Source organism: Fulvivirga sedimenti (genome assembly GCF_020328055.1).
Genome location: NZ_JAIXNE010000004.1, coordinates 740,338 through 760,158 on the forward strand (window position 1 = coordinate 740,338; position 19,821 = coordinate 760,158).

Genomic DNA, 19,821 nt, shown 5'->3' on the forward strand with positions numbered 1-19,821 from the left:
CAATGATAACCATAGGTAAGAAAATTGGCATAATCATCCTTATCACGATCACAAGTATTGTGTTACTCCATGTTGTGCTTGGGTTTTGGATAGAAAACCGCCTGGAGGATCTTCTTAATAACAATACCGAAGGCAGTTATCAAATCGGCTATTCAGGCATTGACTTGCATTCCCTTTTTAATGGTGCAACGATTGAGCGCTTGGAAATTAAACCGAATACGGGTATCCATGATCAGGCGGTTAGCATATATGGCACCACCCGGCGTGTCGAAATTAACGGTCTGCAATGGATGAAACTCCTGACTGGAAAAACACTTCAGATCAAAGATATGATTCTGGAAAGGCCGGAGTTTACCGTTTATATAAGCACTGATACCACCCGACGTAGAGAACCTGGAAAAAGCTTTCAGAACCTCTTCAAAAATATTATTTCTGCCGCAGAACTACAGGGATTTTATCTGGAATCAGGCCGCGTTAAATTTTTAAAATTTGATGCGAATGACACTATTCAGTATGCCAGCATTGACAGGGTTGATATTGAAGCGCTGAACATTGAAACTGATTCGGTGATTATGTCCTACATCATTCCATTTCAACTGGGGCGAATAAAAACACACTTTGCCGGCATACAATACCAGCCCGATGAATTTTCCATTATCACTGCAGATTCTGTTAGCTTCGATTCACAAACAGAAGACTTCTCGGCATCAAATGTGTCGATGAAACTCACCAATGATTGGATCGATGTAAGTCGGCAAATGGGGGATCAGCAGGATATCATTGAATTTGATCTGAAAAAACTCAAAATAAATAACCTTGTGGCAAAGAGTACCCTCTATGACACACTGGACATCGAAGCATCCTCCATCTATATTGACAGCCTGATCCTGAAAGATCACAGGAATAAAAATATTCCAAGAAAGAATGAACCTGTAAAACCGCTCTTTGCAGGAATGATCCGCCAGATACCATTCCCCCTGAACGTAGATTCGGTAGTCATTTCCAATAGCCATATATCCTATACAGAACTCGGTGAAGGCAGAACAGAACCAGGAACACTTCAATTTGGAAACCTTAACGGGAGATTCAGCAGAATTACGACATCGCCGGCAATCCAGGGACCACTTGAAAAAATTGAGGCAACTATTTCAGGAAATATTAATGGCAATGCCAGTATACAATTGGAACTGTTAATTCCATATGAAGATGACCGGTTCTATGCCCATGCTAAAATTTCTAACATGAACGCACTTGTACTGAATAAAACAATCATGCCACTGGCTGACGTGAGGATTAGCTCAGGTAAAATACATGGTATCGAATTAACCATGGACGCAAATTCCAATACTTCTGGAAATTCTTTGAATTTGGATTACGAGAATTTAGGAGTTGAGTTGCTCATCGAAAATAAAAACGATCCGGGACAGCGGTATGGATTCCTTTCCGGTTTGTTCAATACCGCGATACGTCAGAATAATCTCCCCTCAGAAAACGGATATAAATCAGCGAATTACGTTACAACCAGAAACCTGAAAAGGGGGCCATTTAACTTCATGTGGCAAAGTATCAAAGAAGGAATGGTGGTAATCATACCCTCCAATACAGCATCCCTGTTTATTAATAAGAGTAAGAAGTAACTCTAATCACCCAGGTGTCTGTAGAGTGATGGTCAACAATTCATGTTGAATCAGCGTATAATATCAAGATGCTTCAAGTGTACATCATATAAAACAAGATACATTATCACTATGGGATTATTCTGGAACCTAATTCAACAAAGTCAAATAAGTCAGCAAAGCGACCGCGCCTCAACGTTGGAAGCGCGGGTTCAATATTTGGAAGTGGAACTTCGAAAGACCCAGGAACTTCTGATTAAAACACTAACCACCCTGGAGGAGTATACGGGGCGTGATATCAATAAGGATGGCAGGATAGGTTAATTTCCTGAATCAAATCTTTGGGCTCCGAATCTTTTTATCCGGCAAACCCCAATGAAATCGCGAGAAATACGTACTTTTCGCACTCACCCACTCTTGCTCATGAAAAGTACTATTGAAAAATTCTATCGCGCATTCGGAGACCTGGATGCTGATCGTATGCTGGAGTGCTATCATAAGGAAATCATTTTTGAAGATCCCGCCTTCGGGAAACTCGAAGGTGAACACGCCTGTAACATGTGGCGTATGCTTTGTCAGTCACAGCGGGGCAAGGATTTTCAAATTCATGCCTCAAATTTCGAATATGCTGAAGAGAAAGGCAGTGCACACTGGGAGGCATACTATATTTTCAGCAAAACCGGAAGAAAGGTCCACAATATCGTACGTGCATCATTTGAATTCAAGGACGGGTTGATCATTCACCATGTCGATGATTTTAATCTTAAATCATGGGCGAAGCAGGCACTCGGCCTTACCGGTCGCTTATTTGGAGGCACGAAAAGCTTTAAAGTTAAAATGCAGCAGCAAACGCAGGCCATGCTAAAAGAATATGAACGACGTACCGCAGAATAACAGATGAAGACCAATTCTTTCTTCAGGGGAATTGGACACCAAACCCTATTATACACAGTGGTATTTTCCCTTCTTTTGAGCTGTTCTTTCGACCATTCATTCCTGAAGCCTACCAGTTTTTCCAGGGCACAGAATCGAATTGTTGCTGCCTCCTCCTCAGATACGACTGTTCTTACTATTTCAGGACGTGACCTTCAGCCTTCCATTACCAAAACATCCGATAATGGGGATCTTTCTGAAACCTCCATCAAGGGGGTAACCTTCATTTCAGGATCGGGCAACAACCTGAATGGCTGGTTGTTGAGCCCTGTGAGTAAAAAAGCAATTACCACTATCATTCATCTCCACGGAAACGGTGGTTTTATGTTATCCCACCTGGGTTTTGGCACATCGATGGTTAAGCAGGGTTACCAGGTATTTATGTTTGACTACAGTGGTTTTGGGTATTCAAGCGGTGAGGCAACAAGGGAAAACAGCATGAATGACGCCCTCTCCGCAATTGATTTCGTCCTTTCGATGCCCGAGGTGGCAGGAACCAAAATCGTCCTGTACGGACAGTCATTTGGCGGCCATCTGGCACCAATGGTTGCAGGGGAACGACTGGAAAAGATCGACGTTTTGGTCCTTGAAGGCGCCTTCACCTCCTATCCTGCAATTGCCGGAAAGCAAGTACCCCTGCTTGGGCCGGTATTGGTAAAAGGTGGAAATTCAGCATTAAAGTCGATTCCTAATATTACCATACCAGTGTTAATCATCCATAGCAGGGAGGATAAAGTAATCCCTTTCCGGATGGGTGAAAAACTTTATGAGAAAGCCAGCGAGCCGAGGGAATTCATGGCTATCGATGGATGCCACATTTGCGGGCCTTCCCTATACCCCGAAGAAATTTCTAAAAAAATAGATGCATTAGTTGACAGTTACTGAGTACAGGTAAGTACTTTTGTCGCATTCGCACAGTATGGAAGATTTCAGGCCAATTATAAGGGTAATCGAAGAAGACTATGAAATCCCGCAGTTAGGAAAACACCGTCGCATATCAGCCCTGTTACCCTATGATTACGAAAAGACAGATAAGACATACCCCGTTCTTTATATGCAGGATGGTCAGAACCTGTTCAACCCGAATGCACCATTCGGAGACTGGGGAATCGATAAGTCGATCTCATCGCTTGCAAAACAAGGAATGAATGATCTGATCATCATTGCGATTGATCATGGGGAAAAGGAGCGTATTAAGGAATACCTTCCATTTAAGGATACCCGACTGGGGCCCGGAGACGGTGACCGCTACGTCGAATTCATGATCAAAAAGCTTAAGCCTTATGTAGACCGAACATTCCGGGTGAAATCCGACCGGCTCAATACCGGTATCGGCGGAAGTTCCATGGGCGGTCTCATCAGTTTGTACGCCGGTTTAACACAATCAGATCATTTTGCCAAGCTCATGGTATTTTCGCCCAGTCTGTGGATCTCTCCCATTATTCATGAACATGGCCTGCACTTTTCGCCATCAGCCCCCACTTACCTGTACCTGTATGCCGGCGCTAAAGAAAGTAAATTCCACATACCTAACGTAGAGCGATTTAAATCTGCCTTATTAAAAGAAAAACAATCCTACCCTAACCTGAATTTTAAGCTTTCCATAAATGATCATGGTGAACACAATGAATATTTCTGGGGCCAGGAATTCCCAAAAGCCGTGAAATGGCTATATTATAATTAATGAAAACGACATATATCTCTTCCGAAAAGAATCCAACGTATTCAAACGTGATACTTCCCTTCTATGAGGATAATATCGATGCATCACTGATAGAAGAAGTATCCGGACATAAAGTAAATCACTCATTCTCAGGGACCTTTAAGGAGATCAACATCCTGTTTCATCCAACTACAGAAAAAACAATTTACCTGCTTGGATTGGGGAAAAAGGAAGATTTTGGCCGGCAGCATATCGCATTCCGACTGCTGGCACATCAACAACAGAAGAACTGGAAAAAGGGAATTTCAATTCTTGCCTCACACCTCGACAGTCATTCACTTGAGGCTGTCGGACTCGGCTTGGGCCTTGCCGCCTACAAGATCGGCAGGTTTAAAACCGGTTCAGATACCAGCCCCTTCTTTACAGACAAATTTGTAGCCCAGTGTGTGGTTCCGAAGGAAAAAAAGGAACTGGTCTCGCGGGGATTTGTGATTGCAGAAACGCTCAGCTCAATCATGACCCTGGTAGATGCACCCGGAAATGAAAAGCCGCCGGCTGTACTGGCAAAATGGGCTGAGGACTCGGCCAAAAAACATGGATATAAGGCGAGTATCCTGAACAAAAAAATGCTGGAAAAAGAAGGGTTACATGCCTTGCTCGCTGTTGGGCAGGGAAGCAAGTTCCCGCCTGTCCTGATTAAAACTGAATACCGTCCGAAAAAAAATTTGGCAAAAATACCGATGGTCGGACTTGTAGGGAAGGGTATTACCTTCGACACGGGTGGATTATCGATCAAAGGTTCCCAAAACCTGCATTATATGAAGAGCGATATGGGCGGGGCAGCAGCTGTTTTGGGTGCGGTTGAACTGGCGGCGCGCCTGAAGCTGAATATTCATGTGGTGGGCATTGTTGCGTCTGCTGAAAATGCAGTGGACGCCAACAGCTACCGTCCCGGGGATGTGATCAAATCGTACTCAGGGAAAACCATTGAAATTATTGATACCGACGCAGAGGGACGGCTTGTTCTTGCCGATGCCCTCGCATATATGGAAAAAAATTACACACCGGAACACCTGATCGATCTGGCCACATTAACTGGAAACGCGGTTATGGCGCTGGGTTATTCGGCCGGGGCCATGTTCTCAAATAACGATGAGCTTGCTTTACTGCTGAGCAAAGCGGGTGAAAAGGTTCATGAACGGGTGTGGCGTTTACCCTTGTATGACGATTTTGAGAGTGAACTTGAAAGTGATATTGCAGACGTACGGAATTTTAGCGGCAAACCCATAGCGGGCGCGATCACTGCAGCTAAATTTCTGGAGTATTTCGTGAAAGAACACCCTCGGTGGGCGCACCTTGATATTGCCGGCGTTGCGTTCGGTGATTCAGAATTTTCAAAAATGAAAAGTGCCAAAGGTTTTGGCCCCAGATTGTTACTCGAAGTGATGGAACAACTCTCCGAAAAATCGTAAATTTAGTATATACAAATACCCACTAACATGTCACGACCGCTTAATTTTCTATGCGTTTCGACCTACTTCAAAGGGGAAGCTTTTCTTCGTGCCTGTAAGGAAGCCGGAAACAATGTTTATCTGCTTACAGTACCAAAACTGGAACATGCCGACTGGCCGAGGGAATCGATAGATGATTTCTTCTTTATGGAAGTTGAAAAGAATGGAAACTGGCACAGGGAAGATGTGATAAACGGTCTGGCTTATAAATTCCGAACCATTCACTTCGACCGGTTTGTCGCACTGGATGATTTTGATGTGGAGAAGGTGGCCCTATTGCGGGAGTATTTTCGCTCTCCCGGGATGGGTGAAACCACCGCCCGCTATTTCCGCGATAAACTCGCCATGCGAATGAAAGCACGGGAAGAAGGTATAAATGTTCCGGATTTTACCGCTTTATTCAACGATGACGAAATCAATGCATTTGCAGATTCCGTCCCCACTCCCTGGCTGATAAAACCCCGGGGAGAAGCAAGTGCAACCGGGATAAAAAAGATCCACAGCAAGGATGACCTCTGGAGGATCATCAATGAGCTTGGCGATAAACGGCACCGGTATCTTGTTGAGCGATTTACACCGGGCGATGTATACCATGCCGATGCCCTCACCTTCGATGGAAAAGTGCAATTCTGTCGTGTTAGTCAGTACCTTGACACCCCCTTCGATGTTGCGCATGGCGGTGGAATATTTCGATCCCATACCATTGAAATGGGGTCGGATGATGACAAGGCACTGCAGCAAATGAATACGGATGTCATGAGGGCCTTTGGAATGCAATACAGCGCTTCCCATACCGAATTCATCAAGGCACATGAAGACGGAAAATATTACTTCCTGGAAACCTCCTCGAGGGTTGGCGGTGCAAATCTGGCAGAAATGGTAGAGGCAGCGACCGGTATCAACCTGTGGGCCGAGTGGGCACGACTGGAAACAGCAAAGGCACTGAAGAAAAAATATAAGGCGCCGAAAGACCGTAAACTCAATGCTGGAATTGTGGTTTCCTTAAGCCGGTTTGAACAACCGGATACCAGTTCTTTCACTGATGATGAACTTGTCTGGCGTATGCGAAAGGATTGGCATATCGGTCTCATCGTGCAATCGAAAAAACGGGAACGTATTCTTGAATTACTGGACGCGTACACACATCGCATCGCCGGAGAATTTCATGCCAGCGCGCCTGCACCGGAACGACCGACAAATTAGATTGACAAGGAATAGGGAGTAGTGAATAGCTTGTATTCCACCTACTCCCTACTCCCTACCACCAATTATCTGCTAAAAAACCCTACACTAGCCCCTACCCAGTCCTTGTCTTTATTATATTTCACCCCAATCATTTCGCCCTTGCTGAGACGTATCAGGTTATTCACAATAGTTGCCTGGGTTTCGCCTTTCTTCCAAAGCATCAGCATTCTGATCTCGCATTTTACCGGTTCATTAATACTTCTGATCACCGGCTCATACTTAACCCTCCGCTGTAAAATATAATTGTGCTTATCGGCAAGTGCATCCAGTTCTGCCGCAGTAACATTCAACCGAACTCCGGCACCCGCAAAAGAATAAAGGGGTTTCAAAACATAGTTTTCCAGGTCTTCCGGATATTTCTCGAGTTTATCGAGATAATGACATTCAGGAACATATTTGCTCTTAAGAAGCGGCATGGTGTATTTGCTGATACGGAAAAACCAGTTCGGGTGCCCTACCCATTCCACATCCACATCATCCTTAAAACTAAATTCCAGTTCAAGGTCGGTACGCTGATCCAGTTCATCAAAAATTACCCTGTTATAAATTTTATGGATCGTAACTTCATTCCCATCGTCATCAAGATAGTACAATCGGCGTCCATCTTTTTTAAGCCGGGTAATGCAAAGGATCTTTATTCCGAGATAGGCTTCTGCACCAAGAAAATCGATATACGTGTTTTGTTTTTCAGGCTCTATTTCCAATAAAACAACATTCCTGGGATTGCTGTCGCCGACAATGATTTCACGCAGCATTTCTACATACGTCTCTCTGTCAATATTGTTGACGTGTACTGTTAAGCCCTGGGGTATTTCAAAGAACTTCTTGTATGCAGATGAAAGAAGGTCCTGAAAAAAATATAATGAAGGGAAACCCTGAACCTCAATGAGCTGAGGGAACGGTTCTCCATTTTCATCCAGGCATATCCCAAAATCCATTTGGAGAAATCGTGTGTGATAATCCTCTCCCGGCACCTCAAGCATAGGATGCTTTATAGCCTCCCGGGTAATTTCCTTAAAATCGGGCTTGCAAATGACAGCGTTGATATCCTCACAAGCCTCAATCAATCGTTTTTTAAGAATGTCCGGGATGAAGACCGGTGTTTCAGCAATTCTGAAGGGTGGCTTGTGACCATATTGCTCAGTAATAAAATCCAGGAATGCCTGGTATTTCTCCTGTGTAAAGTTGCGGTTAAATTCTTCTCTGATTGATGGTATCATGATGCGACCGCCCCCACTGGCACAAGATTTTCCAATGCTGATTCGATGAAGTGTGGAATAATGAATCGATGCGTCAACGCGATTTTATCAGGATCCTCAAGATGGGTCATCATATTGGTATACTTCCGTTTGCTGAAGTTCCTGATAACAGTTTTTCTGTTTTCCTCCTTTTTAAAATGTTCCCTCATACCTATGGGGTCCGCTTCAGGATGAAACTGAGTACCAACGAACTCTTCAGAAAAACGCACAGCCATAATAGCGCGTTCGAGCTCCACATGAGTGCGTATTTTTTCAAGACTCAGTATCGTCGCGCCATGTTCCTTAAAAACCTTCAGATTTGGCTGAATCAGCTGCCAGTCCCTCGAATCAACAGCATAGTAGGGATCGGGAAGTCCGGCCAGGATCGGATCTTTTTTACCGGCAGCCGTTTTATGAACAGGATAAACACCGAATGAGGTGGATTTACGGCGTACAATATCACCCAGCTCAAAATGATTACATGCCATCTGAAACGAATGGCAAATAAAGAAGAAATACTTTTTCCTGGAAGCGCTGGTCTTGTTATGGTCCCAGGCGCGATCCAACAGGTCATAGAACTTCACATCCCAGTCACCATTCCCTTCAAGTGGATTCCCCGGCCCCCCGCTGCAAATGAAGATGTCATAATCAAGTGATGGAACAACATTATCCACACGCACATTGAACTCATCCCATTGCAACTGATCAGTATATTCATTGGCAATATCACGAAGACAGCGCATTCCCTGATTAGGATGGCCGTTATTCATATCGAGAATTGCCAGTTTTATGGTATTCATTATTATTACTTATTAATGCCTCTCATTGTTTCCTCTATAATAAAGTCAACAACTTTTTCGAGGCTTCCGGTTTCTTCATACACTTTTAATTGACGATCAGCACCGGTACCATTTTCCAGGATCTGAACCACCTTCTGCAGTTCATCCCTCGAACCAAGGTCATCGGCCACATCATCAACAAAATCCAGTATTTCATGGATCAACGCCCGGGTATCCACTTCCTCCTCCTTGCCAAAATCAATGAGCTTTCCGTCAAGTCCGTAACGGGATGCCCTCCATTTATTTTCATTGAGGACAATTCGTTTATAGCTCATAAAGTTCAGGTTTTGCGTGCGCAGCTTGTAAAGCTTGGCAACGAGAGCCTGAATAATCGCTGTAATAGCCACGGTCTCATCTGCGGTGAGAGGAATATCGCAAATCCTGATTTCCATGGTCGGATAGAAAGGATGAACCCGAAGGTCCCACCAGATCTTCTTCGCATTGTCGATACTCCTTGTCTTGATGAGCAAATTCACATAACTGTCGTATTCGGCCACACTTTCAAAATGGTCCGGAATACCTGTTCTGGGAAATTTATCAAATACTTTCGATCGAAATGCCTTGAAGCCCGTATTCCTGCCTTCCCAAAAGGGAGAATTGGTAGAAAGTGCGTAAACATGGGGCAGGAAATAACGCATGGAATTGGCTATATGCAGAGCCATATTCCGGTCATCAATACCAACATGCACATGCAAACCAAAAATGAGGTTGGAACGCGCCGTATCCTGCAATTCATGGATTATCTCATTGTAACGGGGATGTGGCGTGAGCAACTGCTTTTGCCAGGCAGAAAAGGGATGGGTCCCTGCTGCACCAATCCTGAACCCAAGTGACCGGGCTATACTGTCGACATCTCTTCGCAGTCCGGTAATCTGCTCGCGTGCATCGTGGATGTCGGTACATATATTGGTACCCACTTCCACAACTGCCTGGTGCATTTCGGCCTTAACCTGCTCACCAAGGGTTTCTGCTGCTGCTTCAACTATTTTTTGTTCATGTGAGGCAAGTTCCCGGGTCTCCGGATCGATAACCTGATACTCCTCTTCTATTCCTAAGGTAAATTTCATAACTGATTGGTTAGCTCGGGAGATTACCCATCTCCCGATACCAATTTAAGCATCCGTTACGACTTTATTTAGCAGAACGGCCTTTTGAAGTCCCTTTTTTTGCTGCCGCCGGTTTAGTTGCCGCAGATTTTTTCGGGGCAGTAGCTTTAGCCGCGCTTGCTTTTGCTGTCGCCTTTTTAACCGGAGCAGCAGATTTGGCTGCAGGTTTCTTAGCGGCTGGCTTGGCTGCTGTTTTTTTAGCTGCCGCCTTCCTGGCCGGTGATTTTACCGAAGGAGCAGTCGCATCTTTGATAAAGGTTCCCCACGTCAGGTTCATCTGACCTTCCTTGTGTGCCTTAGCCCTCTCAATCGCCATGTTCGCCGCATTCTCTACAATCCATTCAAAATTATCCTCGCCCACGGAATGAATATCCGCATCGGGTGCCGGATTGCAAAAATCGATCGCATAGGGGATACCATCCCTGACAGCAAATTCAACTGTATTGAAATCGTAACCCAACGCCTGATTCAACTTAATGCAATAATCCTCAATCTTCTTGAGTAAGGCTTTTTCAACAGGTTGTGCATCACGAACGTACCTGAGATGGTGAGGGTTACGGGGCTCATACTGCATGATGTGGATTTTATTGCCACCCAGTGCGTAGCAACGGAAATATTCAGTAAACTGAATCTCTTCCTGCAACATCATGACCAGCTGACCGGTCTCCTGATGACGTGCGAAGAGCTCATCCTGGTCATTTAATTTATATACGCTTTTCCAGCCGCCTCCTGAAAATGGCTTCATATAGGCCGGAAACCCGATATAATTAAATATACGTTCCCAATCAGTAGGGAATTTCAGGTTCCTGAATGAATTCTCATTGGTATCATCCGGACGATGATGCGAGGGCAAAAGGACCGTTTTCGGAACGGGTACACCAATCTTTTCAGCCAGCGCATTGTTGAAAAACTTCTCATCCGCACTCCACCAGAACGGGTTGTTGATAACCGCAGTACCACTGATCGCCGCATTTTTCAAAAAGGCACGGTAAAAGGGTACATCCTGCGATATTCGGTCGATGATTACAGCATATTCCGACGGATCCGCTTGTTGTACGACATCAATGGATACCGCTTCCGCCTGTATACCACTTATCTTTTTTTCATTTACACGCTCAATAAATGCCCAGGGGAAGGTATTTTCCTGTCCGAACAGAATCCCAATTTTTTTCATGATTTTATGTTATTTAATTAAAGACAAATAATGTGGAAACATGTCCCGCCATATCGGCCAGTCATGTTTTGCCCAGCGACGAAGGTCATACCAGTGATGTATACCCTTGCTGTTCAGTATTCCGGATAACCGCTCATTTGCATCCAGGCAAATATCCCACTCACCTACTCCCAGAACAATATTCATATTCCACAGTTCCGGATGGCTGCTGCCAGGCAGGTAATCAACCGGATTATGGAAATAAACGGTATCATCATAATGCCCGTCCATAAATGATTTAACGTCAAATGCTCCGCTCATACTGAACATATGACTCACACTTTCCGGATGCCTGAAAGCGAAATTCGCCGCATGGTAGCCACCAAAACTCGCCCCGGCAACCGCAACTTTGGGTATTTTCTTTTCCAACCGGATGTGATGTACAAGTTCGTTCATGATGAACCTGTCATATAATTCGTGATTCCGAACCCTGTCGGCCGGATGTATAGACTTGTTGTACCAGCTCATCTTATCGATACTGTCAGGACAGTATAACTGGATAAGTCCCTGCTCCAAAAACCAGCGGGCAGACTCAATCAAATCAAAATCTTTGCTTTCGTAATATCTTCCCATGGTTGTAGGGAAAATAATTACCGGGTATCCCGCATGTCCGTAAACCAGCATCTCTATTTCCCTGCCCATTGCATGAGAATACCACCTGATATATTCCTCTTTCAAAATGATATTTGGTTAAATAATGACGATCCTTTCAAATCGGCTGCAAAGTTCGTATTAATCCTGATCAGATCAAAACATTATTTGGTACTGCTGTTCCTATAAGTTACTGCATTCGTTTGAAATAGACATATTGAGAATACTTTTTTTCTATGAATCTCGAAGAAATGATAGATTTGCTTCTATCATGTCGGATCATAAAGAAAAACGGGTTCAAAAAACCATTATCAGACACCGCTCGGAGGAACACGTCAACTCGTTCCTGATGCATTGTCATCTCGGTATGCATTCTCGTTTTTTAAAGCGAAATGTTAATGTTGACATCTTTTATCCTGCAGCGAATGGTCACAAAAATCAGAAGGAGACCCCTACCCTCTTTTTAAATGACGGACAGGATGCACGGCAGCTCCGTCTGCAAAAAACACTTACTTCAAGATACAGGAATAAAGATAAAGCAGACATCGCAGTGATCGGTATTCATGCAGGCGACCGTATCAATGAGTATGGCACCTCCGGAACACCGGATTACATGGGACGAGGCTGGAAAGCAGGACAGTATACTTCATTCGTCCTCGAGGAACTCATGCCTTTCATCCGTAAAGAATATGGCTTCGCCATGGATTGTAGTAAAACAGCCATTGCAGGATTTTCACTGGGCGGCTTAAGTGCCATGGATATTGCCTGGCATCATCCGGAATACTTTACGCGCGTCGGCGTATTTTCAGGTTCCTTCTGGTGGAGAAAAAAAGGCCTGGAGGATCATTATAAGGACAGTGACCGGATCATGCATGCGCGAATCGATTCTGGCTCCCATAAACCGGAACTGGAATTCTGGTTTCAGGCAGGCACCAATGATGAAAAATCCGACCGCAATAACAATGGAATCATCGATTCCATCGACGACACGCTGGACATTATGAAAAGCCTTAAAAACGCAGGGTACACGGATGCATCCATGACGTACGTTGAGGTTGAGGGCGGAGAACATAACTTCCATACGTGGTCTGAAGTTTTCCCTGAATTCCTCAAGTGGGCTTTTGACCGATAGATCTCCTGATTTAACCTCACTATAATTTACGAAATCAGGGATCACAGATCTGGTTAAAAATGACTACCTTACCTGTCTACCCAACCAACAACTTATAAAGACCAATGCACGGATGCATCACATGGTTCGTGCAAAAGACTGGCCCCTAATGCCAGTTCTCTGGCACTCATTTGAGATCCGGCCATTTGACTTCTTCGACGGGAACCCGGCGCTGGATTTGCCTAAATAATCAGGACAGTTCCCAGCCCTTTCTGTATTCCCGCTTCAGCAATGCATTGGCTTTCGCATCATTGGTAATTTTCATAGCCACCGGATCGAAGTCGATGCGCTGATTTGAGCGCAAGGCAATTGCAGCCAAATTGATGGTATCTGTAATGGTCTGTGCACGGAGGAAACTTCCGGGCGTTTGTTTCTTTTCGCGAACACGATCTATCCAGATTTCCGTATCTCTTTCCACATTCGAAGAATCTACAGATTCATGACCCGCCATCCTTGAATCGGGGATTAAACGCGGGTCTTCACCACGAAATCCACCCAGGATTTTACCTTTGTCTCCTACGAACATCAGTCCTTCGCTGGGAATATCCTTCCCGTCTGCCTCCAGTTCTTCTGTAGCAAATGGCTTCATTCCTCCATCATACCATATCAGATCAAATGACGGAAGGGACTTCTGTTCCGGGAATTTCAACTTTATCATACAGCTATGGGGAAATGCCACATCATTTTCAACCCAGTGATAAACATTGTCCTTCGCCTCGCGCGTAGTAGTACCAAATGCACGGGCACTGACGGGGGACCGGTCTATACCTAGCGTTTCGAACAATGGAAATAAGCTGTAGTGTCCCATATCAGCGATACTGCCTCCACCGAAATCATACCATCCCCGGAAGACATTATGTGTATAATTCGGATGATAGGGCATATCCGGAACCGGACCAAGCCAAAGATCCCAGTTGAATCCAGCCGGGACCGGAGGAGTCCCCGAAGGACGTTTGGTCCATTGTTCCCAAACGGGTCGGTACGACCAGTTGTGAATTTCTCTGAGGGTACCAATCTCACCGGCATTGATCCAGCCCTTTATTTTTTCATATTCCGGGCGGTTACTCCATGCCAATAAATGTGTAATTACACCCGTTTCCCGAGCCTTTTCTATAGTCAGGCGCCCCTCTTCCATCCGGTTTGCAATGGGTTTATGTGTAACCACATGAATCCCCCTGTCCATAGCCGCGATGGCAATCGTTGCATGCAGATGATCCGGCGTCATTATTTTCACCACATCAATATCCTTCTCCCGTGCAAATAACTCACGGAAATCCTCGTAGGAACCACATGCTTTCGATCCTTTTTTTCCGGCCTTTTTTGCGTAGTAGGCATTTACATATTCCTCAGCCACATCACGACCACCCGGAATCCCCTGTACGCCTTCCCACCAGGAATTATCACCCAATACCCGCCTGATATCATCGCGAATACCGTAGGGTGACCAGTCAATGTAGTTTGTAGTGTATTTGTTTGGATCACATACCGCAACAAGCTGTATCCTTTCATCCTGGAGCATGCCACCCATTTCCCTCAGACCCTGTGTACCGCACCCAATATTGGCAACAGTGATTTTATCGGATGGTGCAATTTTGCCGGATCCCCCCAAAACATGGGATGGCACAATGCTGATGGTTGCCGCGGAAGCAGCAGCTGTCTCAATGAATTTTCTTCGGGTAAGATTTTCTTTTTTCATGATATGCCTTTTTCTGCAGTTCTGAAGTTAAATATCCATTTTAAAGATTCCTAAAATGATTTTATGAATGGTTTACCGACCGCATAGAAAGGCATCGCCCTGTGGATATTGTTTTCATCGGGGCTTTTAACGTAATTGGATTACATATTATTTCTATGACAAATATCCACCAGCATTACACATTTATAAAAATACTCACGGGTTCAGATTTGTCGAAACGCCGTATGCCGGCCATGACGCTTGAATCAGATAAGAAAGGTCCTGTTGTATGGCTTACCGGCTGTATGCATGGTGATGAAATCGGGGGAACAGTGATCATTCATGAGGTATTTAAACGTCTGAAAAAAAGCTTACTGAAAGGCAAGGTTCATGCATTTCCCCTGATGAATCCTTTTGGTTTCGAGGCTATTTCCAGAAACATCGTATTGAGCAAGGAGGATTTGAACCGTTCATTCCCTGGAAATGAGAATGGTACCCTGGCGGAACGCATTGCATCAAAAATTCTGAGTCTCATTCTGCAGACCAAACCCGATCTTGTAATTGATCTTCATAACGACTGGAATAAATCAATTCCTTACGCGGTTCTTGATCGCAGTGATAACGAAAGGGTCGATCAAAAGATCCTGGAAATTGCAGGTGCTTCCGGAATGATTCAAATTGAAGAGACAGACCGGATACATTCAACACTCACCTACAACCTGATTCGCAATAATGTACCCGCATTTGTCCTGGAACTCGGAGAGTCATTTATCATCAACGAAAAAAATATTGAAATAGGAATCCGGTCCATATGGAACATACTGGAACATCTTAAAATGGTGGAAAACACAGAAGCACCCTACCGCTACCCCTCACTTGAACATTTACCAGATCATCCGCTGCAGTATTCAGCCCTTCCGCTGAGCTCATCAAGTGGAATTGTGCGCTTTCTTAAAAAACCCGGGGACCTTGTAAGCAAGGGTGCCAAACTGGCAAAGGTTTGTAATGCTTTCGGAAAACAAGTAGAACTGATTACCGCCCTTTCTGATGGCATCGTACTGGGTCATACCGATAATGCATTGGCCTATCCCGGATCCCCTGTAATGGCTTTTGGACTGACTTCAAAAAAATGAAATACTTAACTACTTTATCACTGATTATTCTTACAGCGTGTTCAACACCAGAAACCAACACCATTTCCAAAAGGATGTTAAACTTGTGGTCGGATCAAACCTCCGCTTATCTTCCGGAAACATCAGAATGGACCAACCGCGCAGAAGCGGCAGATTTAAACGGAGATGGAAATATTGACATAATATTTGCGAACGGCGGGAATTATTCAGAACCCGGAGAACCGGAATATTGCCGCATTTTTCTGAATCAGGGATCCGAAAAGCCATTTAAAGAAATAACACAGGAAGTATTTGGTGAAGAAAAATACCATGCCCGTGTGGCGAAGGCCATGGACCTTAACGGCGACGGAAATACCGACATCTTTATCGGTACAACTTTTCAGTCACAAAGCCAGCTCCTGTTGGGTACAGGCGATGGTGACTTCATGAATGTGACGTCAACACATCTACCGCAAAAGCCTGCGAGTATCGGTGATATAGAATTTGGAGACGTCGACAAAGATGGTGACCTGGATGTGGTTTTGGCTGATTGGGGCGCCGGTAATAATATGGAAAATGAAGGTGGCAGAACCATGCTCTGGCTTAATGACGGAGAAGGCAAGTTCACGGATGTTACTGAGACCCGTATGCCTGATCTGCTGATCCGGTTTTCCTGGGATCTCGAGTTTATTGATTTCGATAATGATTTTGACCTTGATGTGGTCATTTCCTGTAAAAGATGCGCAACAAGCCGGTTATTCGAAAATGATGGAACAGGTAATTTTACAAATCGCAGAGGCATTCCGGCATATACCAACAATTATGAATTTGAAGTGATGGATGTGGATGGCGACGGTTTTATGGACCTTGTTACCGTGAATGACGGTGATATTGTAGGCCCGAGATCCTATTCACGACGGGAACATCTTTTCCTCAACGACAGCGGCAAATATTTTATCGATGCCACCCAAACACATTGGCCACCGTCAGAAAACATTGGTGAAGATGATAATAACATCGTTTTCCTTGATTTTGATTCAGATGGTGATCCGGATTTTCTTCTGAGCTCACTCACCGGGGAAGATCGTTTGCTGGTCAACGACGGAGAAGGACATTTTACGCTGGAGCAACCGGTGATGAAGGGTGAGCCGACCCCTCATACTCTTTCATTGATTCTTGCTGATCTGAATAATGATAACAAACCCGACATCATCATGGGACAGGGCGAGGGTGACTCTGATCTGGATGAACGTATTTTTATGGCGGATTCGCTGGGTGCAGACACCGCCATTCCGCGCGTGGGACGCTATCGCCTAAAACGTGACAGCGTATCCAATACAGTGCGGATCGACTTACGCATACATGATAATAAAAGTCCGAGTATGCCCGGGGATTGGTCGACGGTCAATTACCAGGAAGACAACGCAGACAAAGGTGTGATGACCCATCTGACATGGTATGGTGAATATTTGTGGTATATGGAATTACCCAACGATGAATTCAAGTCGGGATATCTCTGCGCCACCGACCGGGCGGGAAATAAAAGATGTGTACGCATCATCAACCGATAGAAGTATTAATTGAAGAATTGAAATAACTCATCAGCTATGGATCAGGAAAGAACATCCGACATCAAAATATCGAAAGAAGAGTTTATTGCCCTCGGCCATAAACTCGTCAATGAGATCGCCGCACTTCTGAGCCGGCTTCCTGATATGCCGGTAACAACCGGTGAAACACCCGCCCGGATCAATGATCTGATGCCGGATGACACTTTTCCCGAGAACGGATCCAGCCCGGCAGAACTTCTCAGCGAGGCCGGATCATTGCTGATGGATCATTCGCTTTTCAACGGGCATCCAAAGTTCATGGGTTACATAACCTCTTCGCCAGCGCCGATTGGGATTCTCGGCGAACTTCTGGCATCCTCCATCAATCCGAATGTTGGGGCCAACATCCTCAGTCCGGTTGCAACGGAGATTGAAAAGCAAACCATCCGCTGGCTTTGTGATTTCATCGGTGTAAAAAATAATTATGGCGGCATCCTGGTCAGCGGAGGTAACATGGCCAATTTCACTGCATTTCTTGCTGCGCGTCAGACCATGGCACGTGGAAACTTGAAGGAAGATGGAATGGCTTCCTGCGCTCGCATGACGGTATACTGTTCGAAAGCCACACATACATGGATCGATAAGGCCATGATTTTATTTGGGCATGGAACTAAAGCGCTGCGATGGATCGAAACAAACGATCAAAACCAGATCAACCTTGCGTTACTGGAATCTGCAATTATAAAGGACCTGGAACAGGGCCTGGAACCCTTTATGGTTATTGGCACAGCCGGTGATGTGAGTACCGGTGTGGTCGACGATCTGGCAGGCCTGGCAAAAGTATGCAGGCAATATGAATTATGGTTTCATGTAGACGGCGCTTACGGCGTACCTGCCGCCATTGTACCGGAATACAAAGAGATCTTCAACGGCCTCACAGAAGCCGACAGTATTGCGATAGACCCGCATAAATGGCTCTATGCTCCGCTTGAGGCCGGGTGTACGCTCGTCAGGAACCCGAAGCATCTGCTGAACACCTTCAGTTCACATCCCGAATACTATAATTTCACTCAAACAGGAGATGAACCAGCCCATAATTTTTACGAGTTTGGATTGCAGAATTCCCGGGGCTTCAGGGCACTTAAGGTCTGGCTCGCCTTGCGACAGGTAGGGCGCAGTGGATTTGAACAACTAATCCGTGAAGATATTCTGCTGGCGGCTTATATGTATGAATTGGCGAGCAAACATCCGCGTCTTCAGGCAATGAGTCATAACCTGAGTATTACTACATTCCGCTATATTCCTCCTGGAAACGCTACCGAATCATACATTAATGAAGTGAACAAAGTACTGTTAAATCAGCTCCAGTTAGGCGGCAAAGCCTTCCTTTCAAACGCAGTCATCGGAGGCAAATATTGTTTGCGCGGTTGTATCGTCAATTTCAGAACGACGAAGAGGGATATCGATGAAATTCTCGCAATAATCGATTCAACAGGGATGCAGGTGGACAAAGAATTGCGGATAAGCAATCCGGCATTGCGATAATGCTGGATTGTTTGAATAATAATCACTATTTTCATTACGCTCAATTGATGCTGATGTAGGAATGGCAGGAGATGATGATCGTTTAGGAAGGAATGATTGGGCGAGTAAAAGAGAACCTAATCAACCAACCTGATAAACATGAATACTATTGAATCAACGCCAGCCGTTCAAAGACAATTAATCCTGAAAGTCGCTTTCTGGATCTTTCTGATTGTATTTGCAGCCCGTTTTGTCATTCGTGACGCCCTTCCCTACTTCGGTTTTTCCGAGGACGTTTTTGGCCGGTTCTGGGGTATGAAATGGTGGTTAACCGGCCATATTACCGGGGGTTTACTGGCCATCGCCATTGGACCTTTTCAGTTCTGGCCTGCCTTTCGCAACAAATACCTCAAAGTTCACCGCATGCTGGGCCGGTTCTATCTCGGGGGTATTCTTTTAGCATCACTATCTTCCATTGGACTTATTTTCACCACAGCTGTGGCAATCCACTGGACCTGGAGTGTAGCACTTGGATCGCTGTCATTTGCCTGGCTAGCGACGGCATCTATGGCCTATATCGCGATCCGAAAAAGACGCATCAATATGCACAAAGAATGGATGATCCGAAGTTATGTCGTCACCTTTGGCTTCGTACTGTTCAGATGGATGGTCGATCTTCCCTTTCTTTATGAACTATCACCTGAATTTGTCTTTCGCGGACCGACCGTAGGATGGGCATGCTGGGTATTTCCCCTGTTTATTACCGAAATGATACTAAGCTGGTATCGGGACAAAAACTAGCGGGACAAGCAATTAACATTGATTGATTTTACA

At 45.0% G+C, this 19,821-nt stretch carries 19 protein-coding genes; 13 read left to right on the forward strand and 6 right to left on the reverse strand.

Annotated features, from left to right (window positions below):
• The first annotated feature begins 2 nt into the window (after positions 1 to 2).
• The 7 genes from LDX50_RS21300 (at position 3) to LDX50_RS21330 (ending at position 6,926) form a co-directional block, all read left to right on the forward strand.
• Entirely contained in the window at positions 3 to 1,637 is a 1,635-nt protein-coding gene (locus tag LDX50_RS21300) for a hypothetical protein (RefSeq protein ID WP_225698230.1), read from the forward strand.
• Between the two features lie 111 nt (positions 1,638 to 1,748).
• Positions 1,749 to 1,940, forward strand: coding sequence for a hypothetical protein (locus tag LDX50_RS21305; RefSeq protein ID WP_225698231.1), 192 nt, complete (start codon positions 1,749 to 1,751; stop codon positions 1,938 to 1,940).
• 51 nt (positions 1,941 to 1,991) lie between these two features.
• A complete protein-coding gene (locus LDX50_RS21310) occupies positions 1,992 to 2,510 on the forward strand; it encodes a nuclear transport factor 2 family protein (protein WP_225698232.1) in 519 nt (172 codons plus the stop codon).
• Positions 2,511 to 2,513: 3 nt separating this feature from the next.
• Positions 2,514 to 3,434, forward strand: coding sequence for an alpha/beta hydrolase (locus LDX50_RS21315; protein ID WP_225698233.1), 921 nt, complete (start codon positions 2,514 to 2,516; stop codon positions 3,432 to 3,434).
• Positions 3,435 to 3,468: 34 nt separating this feature from the next.
• Positions 3,469 to 4,233, forward strand: coding sequence for an alpha/beta hydrolase (locus LDX50_RS21320; protein ID WP_225698234.1), 765 nt, complete (start codon positions 3,469 to 3,471; stop codon positions 4,231 to 4,233).
• The gene (locus LDX50_RS21325; RefSeq protein ID WP_225698235.1) at positions 4,233 to 5,684 is read left to right on the forward strand and encodes a leucyl aminopeptidase family protein; all 1,452 of its coding nucleotides are present in this window, start codon (positions 4,233 to 4,235) and stop codon (positions 5,682 to 5,684) included. Before LDX50_RS21320 ends, LDX50_RS21325 begins: the two co-directional genes overlap by 1 nt.
• A 27-nt stretch (positions 5,685 to 5,711) precedes the next feature.
• Positions 5,712 to 6,926 (forward strand): ATP-grasp domain-containing protein, encoded by a 1,215-nt coding sequence (locus tag LDX50_RS21330; protein WP_225698236.1) that lies wholly within the window; start codon positions 5,712 to 5,714, stop codon positions 6,924 to 6,926.
• A gap of 65 nt (positions 6,927 to 6,991) precedes the next feature.
• Here the strand turns inward: LDX50_RS21330 and LDX50_RS21335 are convergent, their stop codons facing one another.
• The 5 genes from LDX50_RS21335 to LDX50_RS21355 form a co-directional block, all read right to left on the reverse strand.
• The gene (locus LDX50_RS21335; protein ID WP_225698237.1) at positions 6,992 to 8,188 is read right to left on the reverse strand and encodes a hypothetical protein; all 1,197 of its coding nucleotides are present in this window, start codon (positions 8,186 to 8,188) and stop codon (positions 6,992 to 6,994) included.
• On the reverse strand, positions 8,185 to 9,006 hold the full coding sequence (locus LDX50_RS21340) for a type 1 glutamine amidotransferase (protein WP_225698238.1): 822 nt from the start codon (positions 9,004 to 9,006) through the stop codon (positions 8,185 to 8,187). Before LDX50_RS21340 ends, LDX50_RS21335 begins: the two co-directional genes overlap by 4 nt.
• Before the next feature lie 5 nt (positions 9,007 to 9,011).
• A complete protein-coding gene (locus LDX50_RS21345; RefSeq protein ID WP_225698239.1) occupies positions 9,012 to 10,112 on the reverse strand; it encodes a carboxylate-amine ligase in 1,101 nt (366 codons plus the stop codon).
• Positions 10,113 to 10,176: 64 nt separating this feature from the next.
• Positions 10,177 to 11,325 carry an ATP-grasp domain-containing protein gene (locus tag LDX50_RS21350; RefSeq protein WP_225698240.1) on the reverse strand — a complete coding sequence of 383 codons (1,149 nt, stop codon included), beginning with the start codon at positions 11,323 to 11,325 and terminating at the stop codon, positions 10,177 to 10,179.
• Positions 11,326 to 11,334: 9 nt separating this feature from the next.
• Entirely contained in the window at positions 11,335 to 12,042 is a 708-nt protein-coding gene (locus tag LDX50_RS21355; protein ID WP_225698241.1) for an esterase family protein, read from the reverse strand.
• 184 nt (positions 12,043 to 12,226) lie between these two features.
• Between LDX50_RS21355 and LDX50_RS21360 the strand changes: the two genes are divergently transcribed.
• Both LDX50_RS21360 and LDX50_RS31100 read left to right on the forward strand, forming a co-directional pair.
• Positions 12,227 to 13,087 carry an alpha/beta hydrolase gene (locus LDX50_RS21360; protein WP_225698242.1) on the forward strand — a complete coding sequence of 287 codons (861 nt, stop codon included), beginning with the start codon at positions 12,227 to 12,229 and terminating at the stop codon, positions 13,085 to 13,087.
• Positions 13,088 to 13,199: 112 nt separating this feature from the next.
• Positions 13,200 to 13,316 carry a copper amine oxidase gene (locus LDX50_RS31100; RefSeq protein ID WP_225698243.1) on the forward strand — a complete coding sequence of 39 codons (117 nt, stop codon included), beginning with the start codon at positions 13,200 to 13,202 and terminating at the stop codon, positions 13,314 to 13,316.
• Here the strand turns inward: LDX50_RS31100 and LDX50_RS21370 are convergent, their stop codons facing one another.
• Positions 13,317 to 14,822, reverse strand: a complete 1,506-nt coding sequence (locus tag LDX50_RS21370) for a Gfo/Idh/MocA family protein (protein WP_225698244.1) — start codon at positions 14,820 to 14,822, stop codon at positions 13,317 to 13,319. It lies immediately after the preceding gene.
• Between the two features lie 155 nt (positions 14,823 to 14,977).
• Between LDX50_RS21370 and LDX50_RS21375 the strand changes: the two genes are divergently transcribed.
• From LDX50_RS21375 to LDX50_RS21390, 4 genes are all read left to right on the forward strand, one after another.
• On the forward strand, positions 14,978 to 15,934 hold the full coding sequence (locus LDX50_RS21375; protein WP_225698245.1) for a succinylglutamate desuccinylase/aspartoacylase family protein: 957 nt from the start codon (positions 14,978 to 14,980) through the stop codon (positions 15,932 to 15,934).
• Complete coding sequence (locus LDX50_RS21380; RefSeq protein ID WP_225698246.1) at positions 15,931 to 17,484, forward strand: FG-GAP repeat domain-containing protein; 1,554 nt, start codon at positions 15,931 to 15,933, stop codon at positions 17,482 to 17,484. Before LDX50_RS21375 ends, LDX50_RS21380 begins: the two co-directional genes overlap by 4 nt.
• A gap of 36 nt (positions 17,485 to 17,520) precedes the next feature.
• Positions 17,521 to 19,008 carry a pyridoxal phosphate-dependent decarboxylase family protein gene (locus LDX50_RS21385; RefSeq protein WP_225698247.1) on the forward strand — a complete coding sequence of 496 codons (1,488 nt, stop codon included), beginning with the start codon at positions 17,521 to 17,523 and terminating at the stop codon, positions 19,006 to 19,008.
• A 138-nt stretch (positions 19,009 to 19,146) separates the two neighbouring features.
• Entirely contained in the window at positions 19,147 to 19,788 is a 642-nt protein-coding gene (locus LDX50_RS21390; RefSeq protein ID WP_225698248.1) for a DUF2306 domain-containing protein, read from the forward strand.
• Positions 19,789 to 19,821: the final 33 nt, after the last annotated feature.

Coding starts and splice junctions, on each gene's coding strand:
- LDX50_RS21360 (WP_225698242.1), top strand. CDS start 12,227: ATGTCGGATCATAAAGAAAAACGGGTTCAAAAAACCATTATCAGACAC.
- LDX50_RS21390 (WP_225698248.1), top strand. CDS start 19,147: ATGAATACTATTGAATCAACGCCAGCCGTTCAAAGACAATTAATCCTG.
- LDX50_RS21375 (WP_225698245.1), top strand. CDS start 14,978: ATGACAAATATCCACCAGCATTACACATTTATAAAAATACTCACGGGT.
- LDX50_RS21300 (WP_225698230.1), top strand. CDS start 3: ATGATAACCATAGGTAAGAAAATTGGCATAATCATCCTTATCACGATC.
- LDX50_RS21310 (WP_225698232.1), top strand. CDS start 1,992: ATGAAATCGCGAGAAATACGTACTTTTCGCACTCACCCACTCTTGCTC.
- LDX50_RS21340 (WP_225698238.1), bottom strand. CDS start 9,006: ATGAATACCATAAAACTGGCAATTCTCGATATGAATAACGGCCATCCT.
- LDX50_RS21380 (WP_225698246.1), top strand. CDS start 15,931: ATGAAATACTTAACTACTTTATCACTGATTATTCTTACAGCGTGTTCA.
- LDX50_RS21320 (WP_225698234.1), top strand. CDS start 3,469: ATGGAAGATTTCAGGCCAATTATAAGGGTAATCGAAGAAGACTATGAA.
- LDX50_RS21325 (WP_225698235.1), top strand. CDS start 4,233: ATGAAAACGACATATATCTCTTCCGAAAAGAATCCAACGTATTCAAAC.
- LDX50_RS31100 (WP_225698243.1), top strand. CDS start 13,200: ATGCATCACATGGTTCGTGCAAAAGACTGGCCCCTAATGCCAGTTCTC.
- LDX50_RS21350 (WP_225698240.1), bottom strand. CDS start 11,325: ATGAAAAAAATTGGGATTCTGTTCGGACAGGAAAATACCTTCCCCTGG.
- LDX50_RS21385 (WP_225698247.1), top strand. CDS start 17,521: ATGGATCAGGAAAGAACATCCGACATCAAAATATCGAAAGAAGAGTTT.
- LDX50_RS21315 (WP_225698233.1), top strand. CDS start 2,514: ATGAAGACCAATTCTTTCTTCAGGGGAATTGGACACCAAACCCTATTA.
- LDX50_RS21305 (WP_225698231.1), top strand. CDS start 1,749: ATGGGATTATTCTGGAACCTAATTCAACAAAGTCAAATAAGTCAGCAA.
- LDX50_RS21330 (WP_225698236.1), top strand. CDS start 5,712: ATGTCACGACCGCTTAATTTTCTATGCGTTTCGACCTACTTCAAAGGG.
- LDX50_RS21335 (WP_225698237.1), bottom strand. CDS start 8,188: ATGATACCATCAATCAGAGAAGAATTTAACCGCAACTTTACACAGGAG.
- LDX50_RS21370 (WP_225698244.1), bottom strand. CDS start 14,822: ATGAAAAAAGAAAATCTTACCCGAAGAAAATTCATTGAGACAGCTGCT.
- LDX50_RS21345 (WP_225698239.1), bottom strand. CDS start 10,112: ATGAAATTTACCTTAGGAATAGAAGAGGAGTATCAGGTTATCGATCCG.